Origin of the sequence: Parasphingorhabdus sp. SCSIO 66989, from assembly GCF_032852305.1 — a bacterium.
GTDB lineage: Bacteria > Pseudomonadota > Alphaproteobacteria > Sphingomonadales > Sphingomonadaceae > Alterisphingorhabdus > Alterisphingorhabdus coralli.
On the sequence record NZ_CP136594.1, the window covers coordinates 2,361,134 to 2,384,389 of the forward strand.

Annotated in this window: 20 protein-coding genes; 5 read left to right on the forward strand and 15 right to left on the reverse strand. The window is 57.1% G+C overall.

The features are described 5' to 3' along the window. Positions 1 to 26: 26 nt before the first annotated feature. Both RB602_RS11080 and RB602_RS11085 read left to right on the forward strand, forming a co-directional pair. Entirely contained in the window at positions 27 to 1,772 is a 1,746-nt protein-coding gene (locus RB602_RS11080; protein ID WP_317080634.1) for an N-acyl-D-amino-acid deacylase family protein, read from the forward strand. Positions 1,773 to 1,777: 5 nt separating this feature from the next. After that, positions 1,778 to 2,770, forward strand: coding sequence for a glutathione S-transferase N-terminal domain-containing protein (locus RB602_RS11085; protein ID WP_317080635.1), 993 nt, complete (start codon positions 1,778 to 1,780; stop codon positions 2,768 to 2,770). A 23-nt stretch (positions 2,771 to 2,793) separates the two neighbouring features. On the opposite strand, the gene RB602_RS11090 is transcribed toward RB602_RS11085, so the two are convergent. The 8 genes from RB602_RS11090 to serS all read right to left on the reverse strand — a co-directional run bounded on the left by RB602_RS11090 (position 2,794) and on the right by serS (position 13,140). Next, positions 2,794 to 4,377, reverse strand: coding sequence for a PepSY domain-containing protein (locus RB602_RS11090; protein WP_317080636.1), 1,584 nt, complete (start codon positions 4,375 to 4,377; stop codon positions 2,794 to 2,796). A gap of 15 nt (positions 4,378 to 4,392) precedes the next feature. Continuing rightward, positions 4,393 to 6,522: a TonB-dependent receptor family protein gene (locus RB602_RS11095; protein WP_317080637.1), complete on the reverse strand. Its 2,130-nt coding sequence runs from the start codon at positions 6,520 to 6,522 to the stop codon at positions 4,393 to 4,395. Positions 6,523 to 6,618: 96 nt separating this feature from the next. Beyond that, on the reverse strand, positions 6,619 to 7,044 hold the full coding sequence (locus RB602_RS11100; RefSeq protein WP_317080638.1) for a hypothetical protein: 426 nt from the start codon (positions 7,042 to 7,044) through the stop codon (positions 6,619 to 6,621). A gap of 192 nt (positions 7,045 to 7,236) precedes the next feature. After that, positions 7,237 to 8,355, reverse strand: a complete 1,119-nt coding sequence (gene dnaN / locus RB602_RS11105) for a DNA polymerase III subunit beta (protein ID WP_317084512.1) — start codon at positions 8,353 to 8,355, stop codon at positions 7,237 to 7,239. Positions 8,356 to 8,806: 451 nt separating this feature from the next. Then, entirely contained in the window at positions 8,807 to 9,853 is a 1,047-nt protein-coding gene (locus RB602_RS11110; RefSeq protein ID WP_317080639.1) for a potassium channel family protein, read from the reverse strand. Then, positions 9,853 to 10,947 (reverse strand): LysM peptidoglycan-binding domain-containing M23 family metallopeptidase, encoded by a 1,095-nt coding sequence (locus tag RB602_RS11115; RefSeq protein ID WP_317080641.1) that lies wholly within the window; start codon positions 10,945 to 10,947, stop codon positions 9,853 to 9,855. Before RB602_RS11115 ends, RB602_RS11110 begins: the two co-directional genes overlap by 1 nt. Positions 10,948 to 11,045: 98 nt before the next feature. Beyond that, entirely contained in the window at positions 11,046 to 11,846 is an 801-nt protein-coding gene (gene surE / locus RB602_RS11120) for a 5'/3'-nucleotidase SurE (RefSeq protein WP_317080642.1), read from the reverse strand. A gap of 13 nt (positions 11,847 to 11,859) precedes the next feature. Next, the gene (gene serS / locus RB602_RS11125; RefSeq protein ID WP_317080643.1) at positions 11,860 to 13,140 is read right to left on the reverse strand and encodes a serine--tRNA ligase; all 1,281 of its coding nucleotides are present in this window, start codon (positions 13,138 to 13,140) and stop codon (positions 11,860 to 11,862) included. Between the two features lie 272 nt (positions 13,141 to 13,412). On the opposite strand from serS, the gene RB602_RS11130 reads away from it, so the two are divergent. From RB602_RS11130 to RB602_RS11140, 3 genes are all read left to right on the forward strand, one after another. After that, positions 13,413 to 14,978, forward strand: a complete 1,566-nt coding sequence (locus RB602_RS11130) for a ribosomal eL19 family protein (protein WP_317080644.1) — start codon at positions 13,413 to 13,415, stop codon at positions 14,976 to 14,978. 363 nt (positions 14,979 to 15,341) lie between these two features. Further along, positions 15,342 to 15,803: an RNA polymerase-binding protein DksA gene (dksA, locus tag RB602_RS11135; protein ID WP_317080645.1), complete on the forward strand. Its 462-nt coding sequence runs from the start codon at positions 15,342 to 15,344 to the stop codon at positions 15,801 to 15,803. Positions 15,804 to 16,019: 216 nt separating this feature from the next. Continuing rightward, positions 16,020 to 16,433: a PilZ domain-containing protein gene (locus RB602_RS11140; protein ID WP_317080646.1), complete on the forward strand. Its 414-nt coding sequence runs from the start codon at positions 16,020 to 16,022 to the stop codon at positions 16,431 to 16,433. Between the two features lie 45 nt (positions 16,434 to 16,478). On the opposite strand, the gene RB602_RS11145 is transcribed toward RB602_RS11140, so the two are convergent. The 7 genes from RB602_RS11145 to RB602_RS11175 all read right to left on the reverse strand — a co-directional run bounded on the left by RB602_RS11145 (position 16,479) and on the right by RB602_RS11175 (position 23,201). Further along, positions 16,479 to 17,702: a CaiB/BaiF CoA transferase family protein gene (locus RB602_RS11145; RefSeq protein WP_317080647.1), complete on the reverse strand. Its 1,224-nt coding sequence runs from the start codon at positions 17,700 to 17,702 to the stop codon at positions 16,479 to 16,481. 594 nt (positions 17,703 to 18,296) lie between these two features. Beyond that, positions 18,297 to 19,169 carry a 3-methyl-2-oxobutanoate hydroxymethyltransferase gene (gene panB, locus RB602_RS11150; protein WP_317080648.1) on the reverse strand — a complete coding sequence of 291 codons (873 nt, stop codon included), beginning with the start codon at positions 19,167 to 19,169 and terminating at the stop codon, positions 18,297 to 18,299. A 17-nt stretch (positions 19,170 to 19,186) separates the two neighbouring features. Further along, entirely contained in the window at positions 19,187 to 20,188 is a 1,002-nt protein-coding gene (locus RB602_RS11155) for a glycerophosphodiester phosphodiesterase (RefSeq protein WP_317084514.1), read from the reverse strand. Between the two features lie 137 nt (positions 20,189 to 20,325). Further along, the gene (locus RB602_RS11160; protein ID WP_317080649.1) at positions 20,326 to 21,795 is read right to left on the reverse strand and encodes a sodium-dependent transporter; all 1,470 of its coding nucleotides are present in this window, start codon (positions 21,793 to 21,795) and stop codon (positions 20,326 to 20,328) included. Between the two features lie 103 nt (positions 21,796 to 21,898). Further along, positions 21,899 to 22,183: a DUF427 domain-containing protein gene (locus tag RB602_RS11165; RefSeq protein ID WP_317080650.1), complete on the reverse strand. Its 285-nt coding sequence runs from the start codon at positions 22,181 to 22,183 to the stop codon at positions 21,899 to 21,901. Positions 22,184 to 22,200: 17 nt separating this feature from the next. Beyond that, positions 22,201 to 22,854, reverse strand: coding sequence for a TIGR02466 family protein (locus tag RB602_RS11170; RefSeq protein ID WP_317080651.1), 654 nt, complete (start codon positions 22,852 to 22,854; stop codon positions 22,201 to 22,203). Then, positions 22,851 to 23,201 (reverse strand): ArsC family reductase, encoded by a 351-nt coding sequence (locus RB602_RS11175; RefSeq protein ID WP_317080652.1) that lies wholly within the window; start codon positions 23,199 to 23,201, stop codon positions 22,851 to 22,853. Before RB602_RS11175 ends, RB602_RS11170 begins: the two co-directional genes overlap by 4 nt. Between the last annotated feature and the right edge of the window lie 55 nt (positions 23,202 to 23,256).

The window sequence follows — 23,256 nt, forward strand, 5'->3', positions numbered from 1 at the left end:
CCAAAAGAAAACGCAGGAGAGAGTCAATGCATGATCTGATTATTCGTGGCGGCACCATTGTCGATGGTACCGGCGAGGCCGCTTATACCGCCGATATTGCGGTGGACGGCGACACCATCACCGCCATTGGTGATATTTCCGGCGAGGCGCGCGAGGAAATTGACGCGACCGGCCGGATCGTCACCCCCGGCTTTGTTGATATTCACACCCATTATGATGGTCAGGCGACATGGGACAGCGAAATGGCCCCCTCCAGCTGGCATGGCGTGACCACCGTAGTGATGGGCAATTGCGGCGTCGGCTTTGCCCCTGCCCTGCCCGACCGGCATGAATGGCTGATCGGCCTGATGGAAGGCGTTGAGGATATTCCCGGCACCGCGCTGGCCGAGGGCATGACCTGGAATTGGGAAACCTTCCCCGAATATATGGATGCGCTGGAAGCGATGCCGCGCACCGTCGATGTCGCTACCCATGTGCCGCATGGCGCGGTGCGCGCCTATGTGCTGGGTGACCGGGAGAAACCGGGGGCGATTCCCACCGATGAGGACGTTCAGCAGATGTCGAAGATTGTCGAGGATGGCCTGCGTGCCGGTGCGCTCGGCTTCTCGACCTCGCGCACGGTATTGCACCGCTCGGTCGATGGCGAGCTGGTCCCCGGTACCACCGCGACCAAGGAAGAGCTGATCGGCATTGGCCGCGCCATGGGCCGGGTTGGCCATGGCGTGTTCGAGATGGCCTCGGACTTGCGCTATGAATGGGATGAATTTGGCTGGATGGGCGATCTCAGCCGCGAAACCGGCCTGCCCGTCACCTTTGCCGCGCTGCAATCCATCGCCAAGGAAATGCCGCTGGAAGAGCAGATTCAACGCACCGGTGAAGAGAATGCCAAGGGCGCCAATATTGTCGCCCAGATTGCCCTGCGCGGCAATGGCATCATCATGTGCTGGCGCGGCACCGTTCATCCTTTCCTGTTCAAGCCGAGCTGGAAGGAGATTGAGGAGCTGGACTGGGAAGAGCAATATGCCCGCCTCAAAGACTCGGAATTCCGGGCAAAGCTGATCAGCGAAGAACCCGCCTACCCCGATGATGCCGGTGAGCTATTGCCGCTCATGATGATCGTCAGCAATGGCTGGATGGTGCAATATCAGATGGATGACGGCTTCAACTATGAGCCCACAGCAGAAGAAACCATCGCCGCACGCGCCGAAGCTGCCGGGGTCAGCGGGCCAGAATATGCCTATGATCTGCTGATGCAGAATGAAGGCGCGGGCATGATCTACTACCCGATCCTCAACTATGCCGATGGCAATTTGAACTTCCTGCATCCGCTGTTCCACCGCGACGATACGGTTAACTCGCTTTCCGATGGCGGCGCGCATTGCGGCACCATCTGCGATGCGGCATCGACGACCTTCTTCCTGGAGCATTGGGTGAAGAACCGTGAGGGTGATAAGGTCGAACTGGAGCATGCGATCAAGCGCCAGACAGCGGATACCGCGCGGCTCTATGGGCTGGAAGATCGCGGCGTGCTGAAGCCCGGCTATCTCGCCGATATCAATGTCATCGACCTTGATGCAATCAAGCTGGAGAAACCCTGGCTTGCCTTTGACCTTCCCGCTGGCGGCAAACGCCTGTTGCAAAAGGCCCAAGGCTATGACTGCACCATCAAATCGGGCCAGGTGACCTTCCGCAAGGGCGCGGTTACGGAAGCGCGTCCCGGCGGCCTGATCCGCGGCCCGCAATCGGTGGCGCAGCGGATCGCGGCGGAATAGCCTCTATGTACACACTCTACGGCGCGCTCGCCTCGCCCTATTCGATGAAACTCCGTGCCGTGCTGCGCTATCGCCGGATCGTGCATATCTGGCGGCACGGGGCAGAGGCGATGCAACTCGCCGGTACCAAGGTCAAAGCCCCGGTCATTCCGGTGATCCAATATCCGGATGGCAGCTATCATAATGACACCACGCCGGTGATCTATGACCTTGAGAGCCGCGAAGAAGGCCGTTCCATCATCCCGCCCGATCCGGCGCGCGCCTTTCTGGCACATCTGATTGAGGATTTTGCCGATGAATGGCTGACCAAGGCGATGTTCGGCTATCGCTGGCTGAAAGAGGTGGATCAAATCCAGATGAGTCGCTGGCTCGCCTTTGACTCGATGAAAGGTGGCGGGCGCGAAAACAGTGAGGCCTATGCCGAGCAGTTCCGCAACCGTCAGGTTGGCCGCATGGCGATTGTCGGCTGCACCGAAGAGAATTTCCCGCTGATCAGGGCGACAACCAATGCCGTGCTAGACGCGCTGGAAGCGCATGTCACCGATCAGCATTGCCTGTTTGGCACAAGGCCCTCGCTGGCAGAGTTTGGAATGTACGGACAGCTCTCGCAACTCGGCGTTGACCCTACTGCACAGACCATGATGCGCGCCGATTATCCCTATAGCATGCGCTGGCTGCTGCATATTGATGATATGTCCGGGGTCGAGGGCGAATGGGATGATGCCGATGCCGATTTGCGCCCGGTAGTTCATGCACTGCTGCAGCAGGTGGGCCGTGTCTATGCTCCCTTCCTGCTCGCCAATGCCGCCGCGCTGCAGAAGGGTGACACAACCTTCAGCATCACCGTCGATGGCATGGAATACAGTCAGGGTACGTTCAAATATCAGGCCAAATGCCTTGTCGATCTACGCACCCGTTATGCCGCATTGCAGGGAGATGATCGCGCCAAAGTGGATGCCGCTTTAGCGGATACCGGATGCATAGAGATGCTCTCCTAATAGCGCCTCGGCATCCTGAGCTGTCATCTGGCCCGATATAGCCTCCGCCTGATATCCATCCGCAGGCCGAGAAATGCGGTAAAGATCAGCAATGCAATCGCGAATAGTCCAACGACAACATTCAGACCCAGCCTGCCAATCGGGAACAGGAAGTTCCATTTGTGGATCATGCTGAAGACGAAGCGCTCGGGCTTCTCCCAATCGGCAACGCGGTCGACAAGGACACCTGAGCCTGTATCGACGAACAGCGTCGCATTGACCGGCTCGCCATAATCCACGCGCCAGACCGGCAGGCGTTTGTTGCGGAAATCATATTCATGGCCGAAGCGGGTCACCAGTTCGGCATTTTCCACTGCATCATCGGAGGCACCGGAAAAGCGATGGGCGATGGCAAGAGCGATTTCCTTGTCGCCATCGTCCACAACATCGCCGCTTTGGGCATCAAGATAGATGGCCGGGCCATCGGCTTTGAGACCGACAAAGCGTGCTTCGCGGATTTCGGCATCAGTTTCGGGTTCGGGCATCGCAGCGGGTGACTCAGCACCATGATCATGCGTCTCTTTGCCGCCGTCTGCGCTATGGTCATGCATGCCGCCGCCCATCGCACCTTTGGGTTGGGCCAAACCGATGCGATACAGTGCTTCACCCTCGCCGCCTTTAACCAGCGAGACCGAGGCAATATCGCGGCCATCGCTGAGCGCTGACCAGTCGCGTTCCACCGGCCAAGCGCCGCTGGTGAGATTAATCGGATCGCCCATAGTGAGATGGCTTTGCGGCGGCACCAGCGCTGACTGGACCAGATGGTAGATACCGCTGGCCGAGAACATCATTAGCGGCAAGGCCAGCACATAGCCCGCCACACGATGCCAGCCGCGACTGCCCGGTAGGCGCTTTTTACGGCGGATGGCGATCAGCATCATCACCCCGGTAATGGCCAGCGCCAACAGGCTGCCGACCATCAGCGTTATTACTGTTACGCGCAGCCATTCCATGCCCTCAGGCACCCAGGCCCAGGTGTGGAATAGCCGGAACACCGATTGCAGCACTTCCTTGGTGCCATTGTTGACCGCTGCCAGGCTGGAGGTCTCCGTGTGGACATAGGCGGTTAGGCCGTCATCCCCAGAAAATTCGAGCCGCCAGACCGGCAGCAACCGGTTGACCCAAGGATAGGACGTATCAAATTCGGTCTGAAATGTCGCTGAAGCAATTGGCGCATCAGTGCCGAGAAAATGCCGCGCCAGAAACTCGGCCTGTTGCCTGTCGCCTTGTTCTATTTCTGCGCCATCAGCCGGCTGGAAATAGCGCCGGTGCGCCATCGGGTCCTGCGTCACCTGCCACAGCGCCTTGCCATCAACCGCCGGAACGGTTTTCACTGCCACGGTCTCGGCAATGCCGTTGGCGGCCAAAGTTTCGGCAATAGGCTGGGCTTCGCTCAGCTCCACCTTGGCAACCGGCGGGCGGAATTGCACCTGTTGCGGCCCGAACAGCACCATAGTGATATGGCTCAGACCCGAAAGGCCCCAGAAAATCAGGCTTATCCCGCCAATCAAGGCGAGCCAGCTATGCTTGCTATGTGACCAGCGGGCGGTTTTGTTCTTCAGCGACATGACCAGTTTCCCCTGTTAAAACCGTGCCCGGATGCCGCCAAAAAAGGCGCGGCCCTGCCCCGGCGTATAGATGGCGGAATTTGTCAGCGACTGGTCTGCGACCGTGGAGAGGTTGGAGATAAACACCTCGTCAAAAACATTCTCGATCGAGCCGAACAGCTCCAGCTCGTCGGTCAATGTCACCCCGGCGGTGAGCTGCAATGTCTCATAGCCCGGAGCGCGCTCGGTGTTGGCAAAGTCCGCCCATGGCCCTTGCGGAATGAAGCGCAAAGTCGCCGAGAAATAATAATCATCAACCTGATCGAAACGCGCCTCGGCAATCAGGATATGGCGCGGCACACCGGCCAGCTGATTATCGCCATAGACCGCATCATCATCGAACACTAAATCGTTGAAGGTATAGGCCGCGCTCAACCGCAGTGATTGGCCGCGATTGGCCAGCCATTCCTTGGCCGGGAACACGTCCAGCCCGAATTCGATACCTTGGTGGATCGTCTTGTCGCCATTGACTGTTACCGTCTGAAATCCCTGGGTTCCCGGCACAGCCAGGTCGAGAAATTCATTCTCCAACTCGGCGCGATAGACCGCAATATCCCAGGAGAAGACGCCGCTCTGGCCACGCGTGCCGAGCTCAAACACGGTGCCGCGTTGCTCTTCCAGCGGATCAAAGGGGTTGGCGCCGCCCGCGGTCAGATCAGACAGGCTGGGCGGTTCAAAGCTGCGGCTGATATTGCCGAAAAACTGCACATCCTCACTGGCATCGAACAGCAAGCCAAGGCGCGGATTGAACTGCTCATATTCTTCGCGACCGGAAACGGTGTTCACAATCGCCTCGACATCGCGAATAGCACGCGCATATTGGCCACCGGCGATGATGTTGAAGTTATCGGTCAGGCCGAGATCAAGCTGGCCATAGGTGATCAGCATCTGCGAGTCCTGATCCGAACGGGATCGCAGCGTACCGCGTTCTCCGGACACATTTTCAAAGACCTCGGCATCATTGCTGCCAAAGGAATAGAGCGCGCCGAACTGCCAGCGGCTTTGTGCTGCGAGGAAACCCAGATCACCACTCATACGCAGCGAGCCGCCAATCTCATCTTCGCCCTGTACAATAATACCGGCAAAGCGGGTGATCGCATGGTCAAGCGAACGGCGCGAATACCATGCGCCGAGTTCAAGCTGGGCACCGCCCAAATCAATCGCGGTAAGGTTCGAGATACGATACACATCGAGATTGCGGTCCCAGTCATCGGCGACCGGGCCGGGATCGAGCACCGTCACCGGACCATCGGGGAAGAAAGGACCGATAGTGACGGGGCGTCCAGCGGCGGTCGGGTTGGCGAGTGCATCCTCCAGCCGCAGTGATCCCGCCAGTTCAAAATTATCGCTGAGCGCGGTCACATAAAAGCGCGTCTCGATATTATCGGATATCTGCCAGCCGAGATTGCCATGGCCATAAAGGCTGCGCACATCGCTATGTTCGCGATAGCCATCGCTGGTGAGGCCAGTGACGCCGACCCAATAGTCCATGCTGTCGCCCGCTCCGGAGAGCGAGGCATTGCCGCGAAAGGTCTCAAAGCTGCCACCTTCGGCACGCAGCGCAATTGGTGATCGCGCGGTGCGTCCGGTGGGGCTGACGATATTCACTGCACCGCCCAGCGATGCCGCGCCATAGCGTAGGCCATTGGCGCCCTTGAACACCTCAAGATAGCGGATGGTGAGCGGGTCAACTTCTTGAAACTCGGTATTGCCCGCAGCGCGGCTGATCGGCACGCCATCACGTAAGACCGTCAAACCGCGCCGTTCAAAGCTGGAATTGAGGCCCGATCCGCGGATGGAGATACGGCTTTCACGCTGGGCGCTGGTATCGGCAAAAACGCCGGGAGTCAGCTCAAGCGTATCGCCAATGCTCTGGGCAAAGGTGTCGGCAAAAACCTCATCCTCAACCAGCCCTATAGCGCCGGGAACACGCTTAAGTTCCTCGCGTGCTTCTTCCGCCGTTGTCGCGGTTGGTGAACCAGCCAGGCTGGCGGTGACGATAATCTCATTCTGGGTCTGCCCCACGCCTTGGGCATGGAGGACAGTTGCCGGACAGGCCAGCAGGGTGATGGCGACCAGCGGCCGCCCGAAATCGTAGATGGTCATTATGCAAGAATCTTTTCTCAGCTATCCGCAGCACCTGCCCTTGGGCAGATATGCGGACCTCATCATTGAGCTGACCCGGAGAAGGATCAGCGGCTTTTAGGAGAGGTGAGAAAAGAGAGGTGGCCCGGTAGAGGGCGGCAACAGCGTTTCAGAGAGAAACGCGCTGAGGTTTTTGCGGCCTGCACTGTGCAGCACCTTGGGGAAAATCGTTGTGAGATTGGGCCAGTCATCACCGATCAGTGCCAGCGCTCCAGCCCCAGCAAAGGCGCAATCGGGCATGGCCTCTTCATGGGTGTTGTCGTTATCGGGCGCATCGCTTTTCATCCGCCGTTCTAGCTCGGCGATTTTGGCATAGATCGGATCGTCTGCGGTGATGGTCGCTGTTGCGGCAGCGCCGGGCGAACAGATACTGATGACAAAGCCATTTTCACCCCAGCTCGGCATAAAACCAGCCGGTGCCAATGCCGAAACCAGCATTGCGAAGACTGCCAAACGGGCGAGGATGATATGGAGTAACGCCATGTTTATGGCGCGCGTCTAGCGAGGGGAAATGGCGATTGCAATTGGTAAAGTAAGATGTGACCTGAATTCTCCCCTCGCGTTTGCGGGAGGGGTCGGGGATGGGGCTGGAACAGGTAGACGAATTCGCTGGCGCGAGCGATGTTGAAGCATCGCCCCACCCCTAGCCCCTCCCGCAAGCGAGAGGGGAATTGGTTAAACCCGCATCGGCATCAGCACATAGAGCGCCGGAGACTTGTCATGCTCTTTGATCAGCGTCGGCGCGCTGGCATCGGCGAGGTGCAGGTCAACGCTATCGCCTTCAATTTGCGTAAGAATATCGGTGAGATATTTGGCGTTAAAGCCGATCTCCACCGTCTCGCTGCCATAGGATGCGGAGAGTTCTTCCGCCGCCGTGCCATTATCGGGCGAGGTAACCGACAGGGTGACCTTGTCATTATCCAGCGCCATTTTGACGGCACGGGTCTTTTCCTGGGCGATGGTGGCGACACGGTCGACGCTTTCACGCAGGCTACTCGGATCAAGCTTGAGCAGCTTGTCGTTCCCGGTCGGGATCACCCGATTGTAATCGGGGAATGTGCCGTCGATCAGCTTGGAGGTCAAAATGGTCGATTTGAGGGTAAATCTGATCTTGCTGGCGGACAAATCGATCAGCACATTGCTGTCGCCATTTTCATCAAGCAGCTTTTTCAGCTCGCCAACACATTTGCGCGGGATAATGACATCAGGCATCTTGGCCGCACCTTCCGGACGCGACAATGTATAGCGCGCCAAGCGGTGGCCATCGGTCGCGGCGGCTTTCAGAACCGGCTCATCCTCATCGGCGACATGCAGGAAAATGCCGTTGAGATAGTAGCGGGTTTCCTCGGTTGAAATCGCAAAGCTGGTCTTGTCTATCAGCGCGATCAATTCCGCCGCAGGCAGTTCAAAACTGGTCGGCAATTCGCCTTCGGCAATGATCGGGAAATCATCGCGCGGCAGGGTCGGCAGGTTAAAGCGGCTGCGCGAGGATTTGATCGCCATCTTTCCTTCGGCTGCATCGAGCGACACCTGACCACCTTCGGGCAGCTTGCGGACAATCTCGAACAGCGTATGCGCCGAGACCGTGATCGCACCCGGCGTTGAGACTTCGCTCGCCTGCACCGTTTCCACCACCTGCAAATCCAGATCCGTCGCCATCAGGCGCACACTGCCATCACTATTTGCCTCGATCAGGACATTGGAGAGAATGGGGATGGTATTGCGACGTTCCACGACCGATTGCACATGGCCAAGGCCTTTCAGCAAGGTGCTGCGTTCCAATGTGGCTTTCATCGCTCTTATTCCTTCTGGTGGATGATTATCCGGCTTGACAAATATCGTCACGGTATTCGGCTATGAGAATCCGTTTTATCTTCCTTAACAGCATGACCGCATGGGGCAAGAGACAGCCATGGCTGCAAGGGCCAGATCATGGCTAATTTGTGGAAAAACCCCAATTTGTTGGCGCTGTGCCGGGTCTAGGGTCAGGACTCATTAAGCACATGGTCGAGACTTGGTCAGAAAAGGCCAGATATAGGAGCGAATGAGGAGCATAGTGGTTCTATGAGACGATTGAGCGACGACGAGCTGGCCTTTTCTGACCAAGCCGCTGCGCGGTGGCGCACTGCGGGCGATCTGCTGCGTCGAGGCGATTGCAGGCAGAATAACTGCCTGCTGCACGCCTCTCCTTGCAGCTCATCCCGCAGCACGCCATCTCGATCCATGCGATTAATGGGTCCTGACCCTAGCCCTCAACTGTTTTTTTCGAGGCCCCATCACCCGGCATGATCTCGACAACCGTATCGCCCGGTATCAGCTTGGCCGCCTCTTCTTCCCAGAAGCCATAGGCCTTGCCATCGCGATAAATGCGTACCCCAAGTCCGCCGGAGCGGATATTGGCAAGTCCATAGCCCAGTTCCTCCTCGGCAACATCACGCTGGTTCAGCTTCACCCGGCCCGTGACCGAGGCCAGATCGCTGAGATAATCAGAGATATTGGCGCCATGGCATGAACTGGCAAGCAACAGGCCGGCAAAGCTGACCGGATTAATCACGGTTGAAGCACCGGCCTGACGCGCCAGCAATTCGTTATCAGCCGCACGCACCGAGACGCTGATCGGCACATGATGCGCCAAATGCCGCGCCGTGAGCACGATCAAGATACTGGTATCATCGCGTCCCGCCGATACCACCATGGACTTAGCCCGCGATATCTTGACGTCGAGCAATGTCTTATCCCGCGTCGCGTCGCCGCAAAGCACGGAGCAGCCCATTTGTTCGGCCTCGCTCAGCGCTTGCTCATCGGCATCGACGACTACGATTTCCTCTACCGGCGTGCCGCGCGCGATCAGCTCTTCCACTGCCTCGCGCCCGCTGGTGCCAAAGCCCGCCACGATGATATGGTCGTGCAAATTGCCCTGAATGATCTTCATACGCCAGACATCCCAAGTACGCTTGAAAACAAAGTTATACGCGGTGCCGACAAAAATCAGTACCACAAAAATCCGGATCGGCGTCACCAGCATCGCATCAAACAGCCGCGCCCTGTCGGTCACCGGCGCGATATCGCCATAGCCGGTGGTGGTGATCGAGATCATGGTGAAATAGATGACATCGATAAAGCTGACATCGCCATCATAATCATCACGCAGGCCTGCGCGGTCGAACCAATGCACCGCAATCGCCGCAGCGATCAGACCCAGAACCAGCCCAACGCGCCAGGTGATCGCGAGCCAGACCGGCATGCTCGATCGGCGGGTCAGCGTGTCATAGGATCGTCCGGGCCGTGCCATTATTGCGCACCCAGCTTGCCAAGCGGATCAACCGGTTTACGGTCGCGACGTAGCTCAAAGTGCAATTGAGGCCGTGTTGCCAAGCCTGTCTGTCCAGCGCGGCCCAACACCTGCCCAAGCTGTACAGTATCGCCACGCTGCACAGAAATCTGGCTGGCATTGCCATAGGCGGTGACCCAGCCGGAACCATGGTCGACCAGGATCAGATTGCCCAATGTCGGCACATCATCGCCGGTATAGGCAACGACGCCAGTGGCTGCCGCCCTGAACGGCGCACCCTGTGTCATGGCAATGGCAATGCCATCATTGACTTTGCCGCCACCCTGATCGCCAAAGCGCGAGATGACCTTGCCATTGGCCGGCCAGCGAAATTGCCCATTAAAGTTCTTGGGCGCGATGACCGGTTTTGGTGCCGAAGGTGCAGCCGTTGCAATCGTGGTGTTTTGGCCCGTCGCAGGCTGACCACCGGTCACGATATCATCGATATCGAGCGAGAAAGCCGCCGCGCGCTGCTCTAGTGCATCACTTTGTTGGGGCTGATCGACAGGAGCGGTCACCACCGCGCCACCGGGTAACTGCAGCCGCTGTCCGATGCGCAGGATAAACGGTTCCTCCAGATTGTTGCGCGCAACAATCTCCGACCAACGCACACCATAGGCGCGGGCAATGGCAATGCCCGTCTCGCCGCTGCTGACGACATGGAACAGGCCCGATGGCACCGTCAGCCGTTGGCCGGGATAGATGGTGAAAGGCGCTTCCAACCCATTGGCCATCGCCAAAGCCTCGGACCCTGCCCCAGTCTTATTGCCAATGGCGCGCAGCGTATCGCCCGATTGCACCACATAGCTGCCCCCGGTCACCGAGACAGCATTGCGCGAGACCGGACGTGCTTCCCAAACCGGTGGCGGTGGACTGGCACCGCGTATCGCCTCCATATCTGTTTCGAGCTGAGGCGTATTGGCGCTGCTGCCGGATACCCCATAATTGTCGCCGGCAGCATTAGGGATGCAGGCAGTGGGCAAGGCGGCAATAGCAATCAGCGAAAACAGCCTGCGCGCCGAAAAGCCTCGCGATGGATGCAATGAAACCGCCAAAATCATCGCGCCTGTCTAGCAGGATAGACGCAATGTTCCACTGTTTTTACATGCGCCATTAACCATGTTTACAAAGCGGCTTTTGGCAGTGTCGTCCTTCAGGGTTTCAGAGCACTTTCCGCGCTGAGACATTGGTCCAGCATTTCCAGCGATTCATAATGCGTCATGTCGAGATGCAGCGGGGAAACGCTGATATAGTTCTCGCCCACCGCTTCCAGATCGCTGCTATGTTCTGGCGTGGTTTCGGTCGGTGCGAGCCCGAACCAGTGATAATCAAAACCGCGCGGATCCTTGTTGGTGATAATCCGAACCCGGCCATAATCATGCCGCCCGAGCCCGACCGAACGCACGCCAGCGACCTGATCGGCAGCACAGGCGGGGAAGTTGACGTTGAGCAATGTCCGCGGCGGCATGGCGCGTTTTTCCAGCAGCAGCGCAATGAGCGGTTTCAACACCTTGACACCCCAATGCTCGGCGCTGGCAAAGGAGACGCTGTTGCCAGCCCCTTCGCGCGAATAGCATTGGCTGAGCGCGATTGACGGAACACCCGCCAGCGTGCCTTCCACCGCCGCTGAAACGGTGCCCGAATAGGACACATCCTCGGCCAGATTGCCGCCGCGATTAACGCCGGACAGGATCAGATCGGGCGGACTGTCCTTCATCAACTTGGCCACCGCCATCAGCACGCTGTCGGTCGGGGTGCCATCGACCGAATAATGCCGGTCGCCGTGACGCCGCACCCGCAACGGCCGCGACAGGGTGAGGGAATGCCCGGCGCCCGAATTTTCCTCTGACGGGGCGACAATCCAGATATCGTCCGAAAGCTGCTCGGCTATCGCCTGCAAAACGGTGAGGCCCGGCGCATAAACGCCATCATCATTGGTCAGCAAAATGCGCATGGGCAGTATGTCCTTATTGTGGTTCCAGCCTGGTCACACCGCCCATGTAAGGGTGGAGTATGTCGGGGATGAGAACACTGCCATCCGCCTGCTGATAGTTTTCGATAATCGCCACCAATGTCCGGCCAACGGCCAGGCCGGAGCCATTGAGCGTATGGACAAAGCGCGTACCCTTCTTCTCGCCTTCAGGGCGATAGCGCGCATTCATTCGCCGCGCCTGAAAATCACCAGTGTTCGAGCAGGAGCTGATCTCACGATAAGCCCCCTGCCCCGGCAGCCAGACCTCGAGATCATAGGTCTTGCGCGCTCCAAAGCCCATATCACCGGTGCACAGCAGCATCTTGCGATAGGGCAGATTGAGCGCCTGCAAGATACTCTCCGCCGCCTCGGTCATACGCTCATGCTCGGCGGCGCTGTCCTCGGGCTTGACGATGCTGACCAGCTCGCATTTCTCAAACTGGTGTTGGCGAATAAAGCCCCGTGTGTCACGTCCAGCTGAGCCTGCTTCAGAGCGAAAACACTGTGTCAGCGCCGTAAGTCTTATGGGTAAAGCGTCCTCGTCAATGATTTCGCCCATAACTGAAGCCGTCAGGCTTACCTCGGATGTCGGGATCAGCCAGCGATCATCGGTTGTGCGAAAACTGTCCTCGGCAAATTTGGGGAGCTTGTCGGTGCCGTACATCGCCTCATCGCGCACCAGCACCGGCGGGTTGCACTCGCTATAGCCATAATCCTGCGTCTGACGATCAATCATAAATTGACCCAGCGCACGGTGCAGCCGCGCCATGCCGCCGCGCAGGAAGGTGAAACGCGCACCGGAGAGTTTCGCGCCGGTTTCAAAATCCATGCCTAGAGCCGGCGCAAAATCGGCATGTTCTTGCGGCTCAAAAGCGAATGTCGGCTGCTCGCCCCAGTGGGCAAGCTCGACATTGTCTTTCTCATCCGCGCCCTCGGGGACATCATCAAATGGCAGGTTGGGAATGACGGCGAGCGTATCTTTCAGGCGTTCGGCAGTTTCGCGCTGCTTGTCCTCGACTTTCGGCATATCCTGTTTGATCTGCCCGACCTCGGCCTTGAGCGCTTCGGCAGCGTCCTTGTCGCCCTTGCCCATCGCCGCGCCAATAGCTTTGCTTGCCTCATTACGACGCGATTGCATCGCCTGCAGCTCGGTGGTTAGCGCGCGCTGTTCTTCATCCAGCGCCAAAATCGCCGCAGATTGCGGTTCCAGCCCGCGCCGTGCCAACGCGCTATCAAAGGTCTCAGGATTATCTCTTATCGTACGAATATCATGCATGCAGCGCGCTATGCATCGCCGCTATGACGAGCGCAAGACTCTGATCTCGCGCCGCGCGCATCACAGGCAAAAAAAGGGGCGGCTCTTTTCAGAGGCCGCCCTTAAGTCGAGGTTTCGCTTTACTGTGTGATCAAAGGCTATGCGAAACCTCAATGCTGTCTGCGCCCTTGGCTGCAAGGTAACGACGCCGGGCGACAAGCGCCGCGGCTGCTCCACCAAATAATAGCATCATTGGCGGTGCAGGAACAGGTGTGCCGCCGTTAGAGCCCCCATTGCTTCCCCCTGTGGAAGAACTGCTCGAGCTCGATGAAGACGATGACGAGCTTGAGCTGGAACTGCTCGATGACGATCCGCTGGAACCCGTGCTGCCGCCGCTGGAAGAGCTGCTTGAGCTAGACGAAGATGACGACGAACTGCTTGATGACGATGTGCCACCAAAGCTGGATGAACCGCCGGTAGAGGTTGCGCCAGAAGAAGTGCTCGAAGAACTGGAAGAGCTCGATGAGCTAGACGAACTAGAGGATGAAGAACCTCCACCAGTCGAAGTATCGCCGCCGGTTGAGGTGTCACCACCTGTAGAGCCACCGCTGCTCGATGAGGAGCTGGATGAACTCGACGATGACGAGCTGGATGACGAAGACGAACCCCCAGAACCACCGCTAGAGCCCGAGGAGCCGCTAGACCCAGATGAACCGCTCGAACCAGAAGACCCGCCGGAACCGCCTGAACCTCCATTCGAGCCGCCGCCACTCGAAGACGAGCTGGACGAAGATGACGAGCTTGAAGAACTTGACGAAGAAGAGCTCGACGAAGAACTGGAGCTGACACCGCCGGTCGAGGTCGAAACACCGCCAGTCGAAGTCGATGTCGAGACACCGCCGGTTGAAGTCGATACGCCACCGGTAGAGGTGGATGTCGAGACACCGCCAGTCGAGGTTGAAACGCCGCCAGTGGACGTTGAAACGCCTCCGGTTGAGGTGCTTACACCGCCTGTTGAGGTAGAGACCCCACCCGTGGACGTCGAGACGCCGCCGGTACTGGTGCTGACATTGCCAGAGCTGGTGCTGTTATCGATATCAATATCGATATTGATGCCGCCATTGCTGGTGCCATCACCGCCGGTGCTGGTACTTGTGCTGGTGCTGCCGCTCGACGTGTCGCCTCCCGATGTGCCTCCGGTTGTACCGCCGGAGGTAGAAGTGCTGGTCGTCGTGGAGACGTTCACCCCGCCGCCGCCTCCGCCGCCTCCACCGCCGAAAAAGCCGCCAAAGAAACCACCGCCAAAGCCGCCTATTGGGCCAAAGCCACCAAGACCGCCACCAACGACGACAGGGATACCACCTCCACCGCTAGGTGGCGGTACCTGTGGTGGAAGAACCGGTGGTGGCAAAATCGGTGGCGGCAAAGGAATTGGCGCGGACTGGCTTACGACTGTCACCACTGTAGGCTCGGCTGCTATTTCGGTCACGACCGGTCGACGAACCCGACGCTTGGTCCGAATCAGCTTGCCTTTGCGCATTCTGCGAGCGCGAGTCGCTTTGCGTGGCTTGGCGCGTTCTACAGCCTGTGCGGCGACTGTCTCGGCAACATATGTCTGGAAGCCTTTAGTCTGCGCAGTCGCAGGTGTATCCGCAACATGCATGGCACCGCCGCCTATCAGGGCACCGCCGCACGTGCATGCGCATAATTTTGCCAAAGCCATCTTTACAGACATAGTCCAAACTCTCTCGTTCGCGACTGCGGACTATGACCCTACTCGAAAATGGACCAATTCCGCAAATCCTAGATTTTCAGCCTGCAAGATGGCCAGAAAACCGCAGCAATCACAATCCCATTAACCGTTTTCTGGCTCACAAATTGCTAATTTTCAGTAGTTTTACCAACATATTTCCAAATATGTCCCGGAATGGAACTGCCTTTTATAGCTTTGTTAAGTCGATGCAGCCGTACCATGTCTTGGTGCATAAAATCCTGTCACACACTGTAATTTTTATAGATTACATCCAAAATGGTATCGAGGTCCATGACACGAAGCGTGGGTGAGTTGTCTGGTGTCGCTCACCTTCCCGGGCACCAACGCCTAATCGTTTTCAAGAAATCGCAAATGCAAGCGTATTGATACTTGTCGTTGATCGATAGCGTGGCTATAGGCCGCGCCAGCAAGCTATTGCACTTGCGACGGTCAGTAACGGGAGCAGTTAATGGTCACCACTACCGCTATGGACGATATTGATGTCCTGGCCAAAGCCCGCCGATCGCTGAGTCAAGACTATACGCCAGACGCTTCCGAAGACTATATGAGCGAACGCCAGCTCACCTATTTTCGTGATCTGCTAAACGCTTGGAAAAGAACGATTTTAGAGGCAGCTGAGGGGACGTTGCAACAATTGCAAAGCGGCCCGATCCGCGAGTCAGACCTTAATGATCGTGCCTCCAGCGAGACCGATTGGGGCATCGAACTGCGCACCCGTGACCGCCAGCGTAAACTCATCTCCAAGATTGATTCTGCACTGCGGCGGATTGAAGCGGGCGAATATGGCTATTGCGAGGTTACCGGTGAGCCTATTGGATTGGGCCGCCTGATCGCACGCCCGATTGCAACCATGACGGTAGATGCGCAGGAAGCGCATGAGCGGCGCGAAAAAATCTCGCGCGACAACTGACGCGCCAATCCAATTCAGCGAATGGCAAGTGCCGCGCTATCCCGAAACGGAATTTCCCTCACCTTCTTTTAACGCATTACGGCTATTGCCGACGCCAACCATAAAGAATTCGCGTCGGTAGAACCCTTAAAAATTTTACCATGCGCGGTAACACAATATCGACACTTTGCTGGCACATTGACCAAAGAATCAAATCAGGCCTACGGGAATCGCGCAATGGGAATTTGGGAAAAACTTCCTGAAAACAATGCTGATAGTCAGGATTCCGAGCGTGACAACCGTCACGAGCGGCGCGATGCGCTGTTTCTTTTGGCCAGAGTTTCTTTTGAGAACAGCGAGAAGACTATTGATGTCCGCGTGCGCAACCTGTCTGCGGGTGGGATGATGGCAGAAAGCAACGTCTATTGCGCACCAGGTGACATCGTTACCGTGACCATAATACATAGCGAGCCGATTGCCGGGCGTATCTCGTGGCAATCGGGCGGGCGATTCGGCGTTGCGTTTAACCACCCGATTGATCCGCAATCAGTGCGCGATCGCAAGACCGCAGCTATTCCCGAAAAGCCAAGCCATTTGCGGCTGATGGAGCAGAAGGCCGCGCGCAAAGCGAAACGTGTAAGGCGGATCTGAACTGAGCTGTATTCTGCTGACCAGTGGAGACGCTTGGGCCAGCCCCTAATCCTTGTCCAAGATAGCATTATCCTGCCCCATAGCAGGCGGCACCTCCCCCGCTCGCGCTGGGCTTACAGAAAAGCCAACCGGGTGCTGCATTGAGCGATATTCGCCCAAAACATCATCCTGACGCGATTCGAAGAAATTGACCGCTTCCAGATGAGGGTCAGCCAAGACATCCTCCATGCTGTTATAGCGCATCGCCGGAATTTGCTCTTCCGCCAAAATGATGACCCATTCATCCGTGGTTTTGGTCGAGGCGACTTCCTCAATAATCGCATAGAGCTCGCCGGTATTCTGTGTCCGCGCCTCATAGGTTGAAAAGCGTGGATCATCGAATACCCCGGGCCGACCGCCAATTTCAAAGAAGCGTTCCCATTGCGCGTCGATATAGGGCACGATCGCGATATAGCCGTCCTTGGTCGGATAGGGCCGCCGCCGCGGATTGACAGATCGGGTATAGGCGAGCTTCCCATTGCCGCTCGCAAAGGTCGCACCGTAGAGGTTTTCCACCATGTTGAAGAAAGTGAAACTCTCAAACATCGGTACCGATACGAATTGCCCTTCGCCTGTACGTTCACGATGGAACAGAGCCGCCAAAGTAGCGTAGGTGGCAAACAGGCCGACCGTCTTGTCAGCGATCAGCGAAGGCGCATAAGCCGGGTCACCCCCGGAGCGCTCTGCCTCCAAAGCGGCGAATCCAGACGCCGCCTGCACCAGATCGTCATAGGCTTGGCGTTTAGAATATGGGCCGCCCGCACCATAGCCCGCGCAATGGGTGTAAATAATGTCCGGTTTGATCGCGCGTACACCGTCATAATCCAGTCCGAGCCGTTTCATCCCGGCGAGCCGCACATTATGAAAGAATACATCGGCGTCTTTGAGCAAATTGGTAAGCTGCGCTTTGCCTTCATCGCTGCTCGCGTCAATGGTAACCGCTTTCTTGCCACGGTTTAGCGCCATATAGATGGGGCCGCGCTTGCCATCGGGCGAATAGCCCGCATAGCGCATCATATCGCCTGGTACCTTGCCACGATCAAATTCTACCTTGATGACCTCTGCGCCGAGATCGGCCATAATCATGGTGGCAAATGGGCCCATAACTACAGACGACATGTCAACGATACGGACACCGCTCAGCGGTCCACCAACGCCTCGTGGCTGGTCGCTTCCAGCTGCTGAACGCTGCTTCTCGGGTGCGCTGGATGAATCATGTGTGTCAGGCATATTCTCTCTGCTACTCTTATTTCTTTTCGTAAACGATGCTTACGCATCTCCATGGCAGACGCAAGAACCCTCAGTGTTTTCAACTGCCTTTGATAGATTTTACCGCTGAATCCCACATTTTGATAAGCGCGGCAGGTTAATCCATAATGGATATATATGTTATGATATATCATGGTTAACACTCTGTTTTGAATAGATTTACATCTGCAAAATCCTATGGTATGTCCATTTCGGATCAATTGGTTTTCGCTAAAAATCCAATTATCTTAAGCTCTTAGGGTCGCAAAAACTAGAATCGGCGAAGTCGGTTCCTGGGCGTGTCATGACGCCCAGAGAGAATAAGCTGAGGTATAATCAGATGCTCTATCTGTTCGAGTCAAACGAAAGAAAATTGCGCGACAAGTCAGAACTGCGGTCACTTTCACACAAATATGGCGATGATGTTGTAAGCACTCTGAAGCGGAGAGCACAGGACCGAAAACTAAGCCAACGAGATCGCAAGCACTGGCAGCGCTTGTACCGCAAGGCTAAAGCAAAAAGCGCAAGCCTTAGCGCTTTTGACAGAAGCAAAGTACAGCTTCGATAACAAGCTTATTAGCTTTTGGGCTGATAGGTCTGCGCCTCAGTCGGGAAACTCCGGTCGCTGACTTCAGCGGCATATTGCTTGACGGTTTCATCAATCGTTTCCGCCATAGTGCCGTAGGTTTTCACAAAGCGCGGCGTGCGTTCAAACAGGCCGAGCATATCCTCGGTGACCAACACTTGGCCGTCGCATTGTGCTGAGGCGCCAATGCCGATGGTGGGGGCGCCGACGGCCTTGGTAGCAGCAATGGCGATCGGCTCGACCACGCCTTCAATCACAATCGCAAAAACCCCAGCCTGATCGAGAGCTTTAGCATCACCGACAATCTTTTCAGCCTCGGCATCGGAACGCCCGCGTGCCGCATAACCGCCAAGAGCATTCACTGCCTGCGGAGTCAGGCCAACATGGCCGACGACAGGAATACCGCGCGCTGTCAGAAAGGCCACGGTCTCGGCCATGGCTTCACCACCTTCGAGCTTGACCGCAGCCGCGCCGGTTTCCTTGAGGATATGCGATGCGCTTTCAAATGCCTGCTGCGGCGAAGCTTCATAGCTGCCAAAGGGCATATCGATCACGACAACGCTGTGATAGCTGCCGCGCACCACCGCCGCGCCGTGGGCGCACATCATCTCCAGCGTTACCGGGACGGTGGATGGCAGGCCATAGATCACCTGCCCAAGCGAATCCCCAACCAGCAGCATATCGCAATGCGGATCGAGAATTTGAGCCATCCGCGCGGTATAGGCGGTGAGCATCACAATCGGCTTTTCGGTGGCACCATCCTTCTTGCGCCGCTGGATTGCGGGCGCTGTCAGTCGCTTCATCGGCTTTGGGGTCGGATTGGCACGGCTGGTGGAGGTGTCGAGGGTATAGGTGGTGGACATGGGAAAGCCTTTAAGAGTTAGTCTTCGATAAGGTCGATGGCCGCAACCGCTTCTGTCACATTATCGCTGAATACGCCATCGACACCGGCGGCAATAAAAGCCCGAACCTCGGCCTGAATATCGCCCCGGCCAACAGGGTCATCGCCACTCTTTAGCTGGTCGGGGAGAAAATAGTTCTCTCGCCGCATCGTCCAGGGATGGACCTTCAGCCCGACCGCATGGGCATCGGCGACAAGGCTGGTCGGTTGGGTCGCATTGCCATCGCGGTCGAGCGGAATCACCATCGTCTTTTGCGGCCCGATGCCATCGGCATAGCTGGCAATCTGCTTCAAACCTGCCGGTTTGACCATATCGGCATATTGCAACCCCTTGCCATCAACAGGGCCGCGCTGCTCGGCGACAAGCTGGATCAGCGGCAGATCGGTCATGCCATCAAGTCGCTTGAGATTCTCAACCTCGAAGCTCTGAATATAGACAGGCGCGTCGGCGCCGCGATATCCCGCTTTGTGCAGTTGCTTGACCAGCACCTCGTCAAAGGACAGCCCGATAGAGGCAAAATAGCTCGGGTGCTTGGTCTCGGGATAAATCCCGATTACCCGACCCATCTCGGCCTCTTTGGCGCGCACCAGCTGGATAATCTCCGCCAGTGTCGGAATGGTGTACAGGCCATCGAAACGGGCATTGTCCGGGCGCAACTGCGCCAGGCGTTCGCGGGTACGCAGGGTCTTCAGTTCGGCAAGGGTAAAGTCCTCGGTAAACCAGCCATTGACCTCTTCGCCGTCAATCAGCTTGCGCGTTCTCCGGTCGGCAAATTCGGGATGGTCGGCAACATCGGTGGTGCCGGAAATCTCATTCTCATGCCGCGCGACCAAAACCCCGTCCTTGGTCAGCACAAGATCAGGCTCGACAAAGTCCGCACCCTGATTGATCGCGCGTTCATAGCTGGCCAGCGTATGCTCCGGCCGCTCGCCCGATGCGCCGCGATGGGCAATGATGATTACCGGTCGCAATGGCTGCATGGTCTCACCTTCCCTTGCCTCGCTATCCGTGATGGTGATGACGCCAGCTACGGCACATATAGCCGCCAGACACATCTGAAACAGGAATTTCATCGCTGATCGTCTCCTTGCCGACGACGATGCTTAGGGCCAGGACCCTAGCCCTTGATAAGATTCGGGAACAGGCCAAAGAATAAGATGGCCGCAATAACCAATGGGCACAGCCAGGCGATCAGGAAGCGCCACAAAGCAAGTGTGCCACCGCTCAAGCCGTTCTGCGCGTTGATGATCCGCTTATCGGCAATCCAGCCGACAAAAATCGCAACCAGCAGTGCAGACACCGGCAGCATGATCTTGCCGGTAACGGTATCCAAAATGCTGAACAGTTCCAGCCCGTCGAAGATACCAAAGGGCAGCGGCTTAAAGTCTGCCAATGTGTTGAAAGAAAAGCTGGCAACGGCGCCAATAGCAAAGGCCATAAGTCCAAGCACAACCGCCGTCATGCTGCGGCTTATATTAAATTGCCGCGAGGCCCAGCTTACCGAGGCTTCAAGCAGCGCCACCGAGCTGGTCAAAGCGGCGAAGAACACCATAACAAAGAACAGCAAGCCAATCAGCGAGCCGCCCGGCATGGTCTGGAACGACACCGGCAAGGTGCTGAACATCAGACCCAGCCCCTGCGGCACCGGTTTCTCACCGCTCAGCACCTCCGCCAACAGGTCGGGCGTCATCGCGGCAAACACGATCGGGAAAATCGCCAGCCCTGCAATGATCGCCACCGAAGTATCGGCAGAGCCAATCATGCCCGACGTCTTGGCAAGGTCGGTGTCGGCAGAAGCATAAGCACCATAGGTGATCATCAAAGCCGAGCCCAATGACAGTGAGAACAACGCCTGCCCCAATGCCGACAGCATCACATTCGGATCGAGCAATCGCGACGGTTCAAACGAGAACAGAAAGCTTAGTGTCTCGGTAAAGGCGCCGGTCAGCATGGAATAGACGGTAATCGCCAGAAACAGCAGGAAGAAGGTTGGCATCAGCCACACCGCGACCTTCTCAATGCCGCCGGTCACGCCGCGCGCGACAACAAAAATGGTAATCGCCATAAACAGCGCATGCATAGCAACCATCATCTCGGCATTGCCATGCAGCGTGCCCAGCATGGAGGCGACATCTTCGCTATTCTGTCCGGCAAAGGCCCCTTGCGTCAAGGTGCCGCCCGAAACGGCGCTGGCCATATCGTCGACAAACACGCCGGCAAAATAGACCACCCAGCCGCCAATCACCGAATAGTAGGTGAGGATAAAATAAGCCCCCAACATACCGACAAAGGCCGCCGCGGCCCATAAGGGCGATCTGCCCGATGCCCGTGCCAGCTTGCTGACGCTATCCACCGCTGACGATTTACCATAACGGCCGATCACGGTTTCCGCCAACAACACCGGCAGGCCGATCATCACGACGCAGAAGATATAGAAGATAACAAAAGCACCGCCGCCATTGGAGCCAGCTTCAGCGGGAAACCGCACCAGATTGCCAAGTCCTACAGCCGATCCGACCGCTGCCATGACAAAGGCGAAGCGCGATGACCAATTTTCAGTATGTCCAACGCCGGCTGGGCCCGCCATGCGTATCTCCCCGTATTTTTCCGCTTGGGCCTTGCTTTAAGCGGAAAAGCTGGGACAGGCCAGCGGCTTTATGACAATTTGGTGTAAATGCTGATCTTGGAAATCAGCCTGTGACTTCGACGCCACGCCAGAAGGCGACCCGGTCCTTGATTTCCGCCGCTGCGTCTTTCGGCTCGGGATAATACCAGGCGGCATCGGGGTTCTCTTCGCCATCGACCACCAGGGTGAAATAGGAGGCGGTGCCTTTCCACCGGCAGACGCTGGTGGTGCTGCTATGCTTGAGATAAGCGTCGGCAACGGCAGAACGCGGAAAATAGGCGTTATTCTCAACTGTGACGATATCGTCACTCTCGGCGATCACCGCGCCATTCCATATTGCCTTGGCCATATCTCTCTCCTCTATTGCTAATTACCAGGCATTCTCGCATCGATATTCATAGCCAGCGAGATGCGTTCACGCTCGCCATGATAAGGCCGCACCGAGTGACGCAACCATGCCGGAAACAGCACCAGATCGCCGCTATTGGGTCGCAGGCGCATTTCGCCATTTTGCGGATTACCATCCAGTCCCAGCACCCTGAGGCTGTTCATCCGCATATGGGTCATGGGAAAGCGCGGGTCTTCGAGCACCAGTTCGCCACCCAGATCCTCACCGACATCGCCCTGATCGACATAGAATACTGCCGCCCAAAGCTGCGCCGGATGAACATGCGCGGTGTTGAGGCCACCGGATGGCAGGACATTGGCCCACATATAAATCGACCAATCCAACTGTGCCGGATCGCCCTTGTCGAGCCCGGTAATCCGTTTAGCCAGAGCCAGTGCTTTTTCGGCGACAAAGCCTGCCGCCTCGCCGCCCCAATCGAGCATCTTGGTATCAGAATGCCAGCCACCGACATTGGAGCGCGGCATATTCTCCGCCGTCGCCCGGCGCTCGGCTATGCTGGCTTTCAGCGCGTCGCACAACGCGTTACAGTCCTGAAACCTGGAATAGATAATCGGCGTCTCAAACGCTCCGGTATGCTCGGCCCGGATGCGGATGGAGCCGAAATCACTCACAGCAGCGCAGCCTCATAATCGGTGCTCTTGAAACCGACCATAACGCCGCCATCCCAGGCCAGAACCGGGCGCTTGATCATCGAGGGATTCTCAACCATCAGCGCCAGAGCAATGTTTTCGTTGATATTCTCTTTCGCAACATCGGGCAGATTCTTGAAAGTGGTGCCGCGACGGTTAAGCAATGGCTCCCAATCGCCCAGCTCCAGCGCCCAGTCGGTCAGCATATCGGTGGTGACACCTGATTTCTTATAATCGTGAAACACATAGTTCACATCATTGCGCTCCAGCCATTTGCGCGCTTTCTTGATCGTGTCGCAATTGGCAATGCCATAGAGAGTCGGGGTCATAGACGAATCCTTCTGGGGGAATTTTTCAGAATTGGCGGCTCCCTTAGCAAAGGAA

Excerpts from the sequence above, each read along its gene's own strand:
- serS (WP_317080643.1), bottom strand. The coding sequence starts at position 13,140 with ATGCATGATATTCGTACGATAAGAGATAATCCTGAGACCTTTGATAGC.
- RB602_RS11080 (WP_317080634.1), top strand. The coding sequence starts at position 27 with ATGCATGATCTGATTATTCGTGGCGGCACCATTGTCGATGGTACCGGC.
- panB (WP_317080648.1), bottom strand. The coding sequence starts at position 19,169 with ATGTCCACCACCTATACCCTCGACACCTCCACCAGCCGTGCCAATCCG.
- RB602_RS11155 (WP_317084514.1), bottom strand. The coding sequence starts at position 20,188 with ATGCAGCCATTGCGACCGGTAATCATCATTGCCCATCGCGGCGCATCG.
- RB602_RS11165 (WP_317080650.1), bottom strand. The coding sequence starts at position 22,183 with ATGGCCAAGGCAATATGGAATGGCGCGGTGATCGCCGAGAGTGACGAT.
- surE (WP_317080642.1), bottom strand. The coding sequence starts at position 11,846 with ATGCGCATTTTGCTGACCAATGATGATGGCGTTTATGCGCCGGGCCTC.
- RB602_RS11100 (WP_317080638.1), bottom strand. The coding sequence starts at position 7,044 with ATGGCGTTACTCCATATCATCCTCGCCCGTTTGGCAGTCTTCGCAATG.
- dnaN (WP_317084512.1), bottom strand. The coding sequence starts at position 8,355 with ATGAAAGCCACATTGGAACGCAGCACCTTGCTGAAAGGCCTTGGCCAT.
- RB602_RS11175 (WP_317080652.1), bottom strand. The coding sequence starts at position 23,201 with ATGACCCCGACTCTCTATGGCATTGCCAATTGCGACACGATCAAGAAA.
- RB602_RS11140 (WP_317080646.1), top strand. The coding sequence starts at position 16,020 with ATGGGAATTTGGGAAAAACTTCCTGAAAACAATGCTGATAGTCAGGAT.
- RB602_RS11145 (WP_317080647.1), bottom strand. The coding sequence starts at position 17,702 with ATGCCTGACACACATGATTCATCCAGCGCACCCGAGAAGCAGCGTTCA.
- RB602_RS11090 (WP_317080636.1), bottom strand. The coding sequence starts at position 4,377 with ATGTCGCTGAAGAACAAAACCGCCCGCTGGTCACATAGCAAGCATAGC.
- RB602_RS11160 (WP_317080649.1), bottom strand. The coding sequence starts at position 21,795 with ATGGCGGGCCCAGCCGGCGTTGGACATACTGAAAATTGGTCATCGCGC.
- RB602_RS11095 (WP_317080637.1), bottom strand. The coding sequence starts at position 6,522 with ATGACCATCTACGATTTCGGGCGGCCGCTGGTCGCCATCACCCTGCTG.
- RB602_RS11110 (WP_317080639.1), bottom strand. The coding sequence starts at position 9,853 with ATGGCACGGCCCGGACGATCCTATGACACGCTGACCCGCCGATCGAGC.
- RB602_RS11085 (WP_317080635.1), top strand. The coding sequence starts at position 1,778 with ATGTACACACTCTACGGCGCGCTCGCCTCGCCCTATTCGATGAAACTC.
- dksA (WP_317080645.1), top strand. The coding sequence starts at position 15,342 with ATGGTCACCACTACCGCTATGGACGATATTGATGTCCTGGCCAAAGCC.